Source organism: Pseudoalteromonas arctica, assembly GCF_012927645.1.
Taxonomy (GTDB): Bacteria; Pseudomonadota; Gammaproteobacteria; order Enterobacterales; family Alteromonadaceae; genus Pseudoalteromonas; species Pseudoalteromonas arctica_A.
Window position 1 is genome coordinate 1 of the sequence record NZ_JABBMT010000058.1, and the last position, 4,742, is coordinate 4,742.

Annotated in this window: 2 protein-coding genes; both read right to left on the reverse strand. The window is 38.6% G+C overall.

Going from position 1 to position 4,742, the window contains the following annotated elements:
* Nucleotides 1-455 precede the first annotated feature (455 nt).
* Nucleotides 456-1,115: a signal peptidase I gene (lepB, locus tag HHO47_RS18570; protein ID WP_169021638.1), complete on the reverse strand. Its 660-nt coding sequence runs from the start codon at nucleotides 1,113-1,115 to the stop codon at nucleotides 456-458.
* A 400-nt stretch (nucleotides 1,116-1,515) separates the two neighbouring features.
* Nucleotides 1,516-3,660 (reverse strand): peptidase domain-containing ABC transporter, encoded by a 2,145-nt coding sequence (locus HHO47_RS18575; RefSeq protein ID WP_169021639.1) that lies wholly within the window; start codon nucleotides 3,658-3,660, stop codon nucleotides 1,516-1,518.
* Between the last annotated feature and the right edge of the window lie 1,082 nt (nucleotides 3,661-4,742).

Below are 4,742 nucleotides of genomic sequence, written 5' to 3' on the forward strand. Positions count from 1 at the left end.
TAGGCTCTCAAAAGAGAGTAATAGATCAAACCTAGGGTTCTGCGTCAAGCTTTTATTTACAAAAGCAAATCAAGTGGCTATTTAATGAGCGAGTTTAATTCAAATTAGGGGTGCGGAACAACAGATATTAAACGTATTGATCGACATCTGTTTATGTTCGCTTAAGCCATTTTGTTGTCACTGAAAAGCATCTTGTCATTTTGGTTGATTAGAGTCATGTAGATAGGGGCAGGGTTTCGAGATCAAAAAAGTGTTAGGTTCGGCTTAGGCTCAGCTCTGCACAGAACAAACTCAATTGGAAAAATATGAATGTGAACAATGCAATTTAAACTTAATAATTATTTTGGGGGGATCCCCTTAGGTTTACAGGCAAAGCATACTTTCTTTCCAAAATTAACATGATCTATCATTGTTGTGACAACCAAACTTAGTAACAAGTGGTGTTCACCTTTGCCTCAGTGATTATCAAACCTTATCACATGGCCTTCTTTGTCTATTTTATATAAGCTTTTAGCTATTACCTGTTCTTTTTTTATAGGCCCAAAGTAACGCGAATCAAGACTGTTCCCACGGTTATCTCCTAACACAAAAAACTCCCCAGGTAGAATTTTAATAGGAGGCTTAATGCACGTACTCTGGTTGACTGAATCGTTCTCTACATACACTTCATTACCACATACAAATACAAAATCGCCAGAATCTGCGAGAACTCGCTTTCTCAAAATCCCATGATGTAATGTATTAAAGCCAACAAAATCTCCTTTTTTAATATTTAGATAAAAATGTCTTGAAAACACAATATCCCCAACATTAATTGCTGGTTGATTAGAGCTGGTTGTTGCAATGTCGTATGAATAACCAAGGAAAAAAGAAGTAAATTGACTTATGCCAATACATAAAGAAATAACTGAAACAACAAAAGTAAAAATTGTAATAAGGCGCTTTTTTTTCACTAAAAAAAATAAGCAAATTATAGTTAAAAAAATTAAAGTCACAAAGCCAAAAAACCAAAGCCCTATATACTCAAAAACATCCGCAACTTTAAAAAACCGAAAACTTAAAACATAAATCAAAATCAAAATCAGCATGCTGGATGGAAGAAAGTATTTACGCAAAAACAACTCCTTACGGGGCACAAAGCCCCGTAACTTTTAATATAAACTATAGTATTCTAGTAGGCATCTCGACAGGCACGCCTGCTTTACATTGACCACCGTACATCTGTCCAAATGAAAGCTCTCCATTTCCCATTTTTGTGGGTCTTAACCACCTTAACCAGCCGCCTCTACCACCATTCACTTGTTCAATTTCATTTACGTTTAATTCACGCATTTTGTTATACTCCATAAATCCGATGCTTTTTAGTTAAGTCATCGGGGTTAATATGCTCAACCTTTACCATAAAGGTGAGCGGTTAATAGGCTGGCTTTAGCTGCTCGCTAAAGTTAACTAAAGCTGGCCGTCTTTTTTGTTGTTTACATTTAGTAATTTTAAAATTATTTTTACTGCCCAATATTACGCACTTTCAGTTTGCTGTTGCATATTCACCAGCTCCCCATCTTTAAGCTCAAATACGCTATCGGCCATATTGATGGTTTCTTGGCGGTGGGCAATCATAATCCGTGTGATAGGTAAGTGCTGAATTTGTTCGCTTATTTTTGCCTCGTTATCTTTATCTAAATGGCTGGTTGCTTCATCCATAAACAACACACACGGCGATTGATACAGTGCGCGGGCAAGAAGTAAGCGTTGTACTTGCCCGCCAGATAAGTTTGAGCCCATATCACCCACCAAGGAGTTGTAGCCCATAGTCATTTTGGTAATATCATCATGAATTGCTGCATGATGGGCGCACTGCTCTATTTTTAAGTAATTAGGCTGTGGGTCAAAAAAGCTGATGTTATCGGCGATTGAACCTGCTAATAGCGTGTCATCCTGCATCACCGCGGCTATTTGTTTGCGGTAATTTTTAAGGCCAAGCTGAGTAATGTCTTTACCATCAAGCAGCACTTTACCTGAGGTAGGTTGCAGTAACCCGAGCATAATTTTCATCAAGGTCGTTTTACCCGCGCCTGATGGGCCAGTAATCGCAATAGAGTCACCCGCATTCAGCGTTAAGTTAACATTATTTAAAATCGGCGCTTGCTCTTCACTGTAACTAAAGCAGATATTTTCAAGGGTAAGCTGACCTTTTACTTTACCCTCTTCCTCACCGGTATAGGCCATTTCACCGTCACGATTAGCTTCTTGTTTAGTCAGTGCAATATCAGCGATACGATCTAAGTGTAAGCGCATCATTTTAAATTGAATGATTTGCTCTATTAAATTAGCAAAGCGGCTAGTCAGTTGGTTTTTATAGGCAATAAACGCCAGCACCATACCCACCGACAAGCTGTTACTCATAACCAATAGCGCAGCAAAGTAAATCACCAATACATTTTCCAGGCCAAATAACAGCTTATTAAATGAATCAAAGCTGATATTTAACCGCCCTAAACGGATTTCGCTGTTTATTACCTCAGCATAGCGGTTTTGCCAAATGCCTTGGCGCTGCGATTCATTGCCAAACAACTTTATAGTTTGCATACCACGGATGTTCTCTAAAAAGTTTGATTGCTCTTTGGCAGAATTTTGAATCATTTCTTCAGTGGCTTGGTGCAGTGGCCTGTAAAGCGCCAAACGCACTAAGGTATATAGCACAATTGCGCCAACCACTACCGCAGTGAGTTTCAGCGAATAGATCAGCATCATAATCAATACGGTAATCGCCATCACGCCATCGACCAAGGTTTCTACAAACCCAGTGGTAATACGCTCCCGTATTTGTGCCAAAGAGCCAAAGCGCGAGACAATATCGCCAACATCGCGTGACTCAAAATAATTCATCGGTAGTCGCAACAAATGCCTGAGCAAGTTCACGCCCATTTGCATATTCAAAAGGCTTGAAAGCCGTAAAATCAGCCAGCTGCGCACCGCATTAGTCACCACCGAAATAATCGCAATCAGCGCAAAACCCATAGCAAGCACCGTTAATAACGATTCATCAAAACTGATTAGTACTTCATCCACCACCCACTGCATATAATAAGGGGTCATTAGGGCGAATAGCTGTAATACTAATGACAATGCTATCAGTTTTAGTAACCCCGCTTTCAAGCCCTTCATGGTGCTCCAAAGCTGGGTAAACTTCATTCTTGCTTGTTCTTGTTTGGCTTCGAACTTACTGGTTGGCATGAGCTCTAAACAAATGCCGGTAAAGTGCTTGCTGAATTCTTCCGCGCTTAAACTACGCTTACCCACCGCAGGGTCGTTAATAGCAAACTTAGCCGAAGTACCTTTACCAGACACTTTTGTCAGTACCACAAAGTGGTTCATATCCCAGTGCAATATACACGGCGTTTGCAGTTTATGTACTTCCTCTAATGAGCACTTTAACGCACGGCTTGCTAACTCTAAGCTATCACCCAGTTCAATCAACTGTTGTAAATTCATACCTTTTAAATTCGCCGAAAAGCGCTTGCGCATGGCAGGCATATCCAACTGATGACCGTGATAGCAAGCCAACATCGCCATTGAGGCGAGACCACATTCGGCTATTTCGGATTGCAAGATAAGCGGCACCGACCTAGGGATAGTAAAGTTTAACTTTGATTCACTCATAACATCCAAAAACTTTGAAAATTCTATTAAGGTATTGTTTTAATTAGCAAGTAACACTCAACATACAACTTAGCAAACACCGAAGCTAAAGTAATAATGATACTTGCCACTACATTGGAAATATTGAAGAAAAATAAAGAAAAAAACCGAGGACATATAAGCTTTTAACCTTACATAATAGAGGCAAGCTCACTAGTTCTTTGTAAAAGTCGTATTCACTTTCAGTCAGCCTTTATTCAAATTCTTTGGCCGTCAATTTCCAAGAGCTAACAGTTTTACGTCCAATCTTTGTAATTATTGACCACTCAAGCATTGGCCTTTTTTATTGTTGACTAATGACTTAGCATTTAGAAGTCACTCTCCTTAAAATCTATTTATACTCATTAGACAATAAATAGTAGAGTTTGATAAAAATATTTTATATAACTTAACTTTATAAATATCCAAAAATGAAGTGGCAGTAATGAAGCATTATTACCGCTCAAAGCAGTTTAATTATTATTATGAACAAGAAATACAGACACCCCCTGCATCACAAATATCAGGCCCTCAACCACACGCTGGAACACAGCGCCCACGGCATGGTAATTCGGCAGCGCTTTTCCCACCAGTTACATTTTTTAATAACGCAGATTCGATAATATATTCTTTACTAAAATTACTAATATCTTCAGCAGAACTATTTTCTAGCGTTTTTTATCATCTTCTTTCATATACTTCCTTTTCCTTATTGGTAGTTAAAAGTTTTAACAAGAAATCTATCTCCTTCTTATTTTTTAAAATTTTTCGGCAGAATATTTTTCAGGAAACTCAATGCCAAGGAATAAAGTACCCTTCCCAAGTAAATCATAAACAAAGACCTAAAGCTCACTCATACCTTAGTTCTTAAGGAACATTGATCGCGTAACTTCCTATTTTAAAACGGCAAATATCATTATCTTTTTCAATGGATTGTCGCTTACAATTTACCGCTAGTAGCTTTAGTACACGGTGTATCTTGTGGCTGCACCGTGTTTGCTCCATGCAATCTAGAATATCATCCAACCAAAGATAACTGCACTTGCTCGCTCTAAATGTCGAGA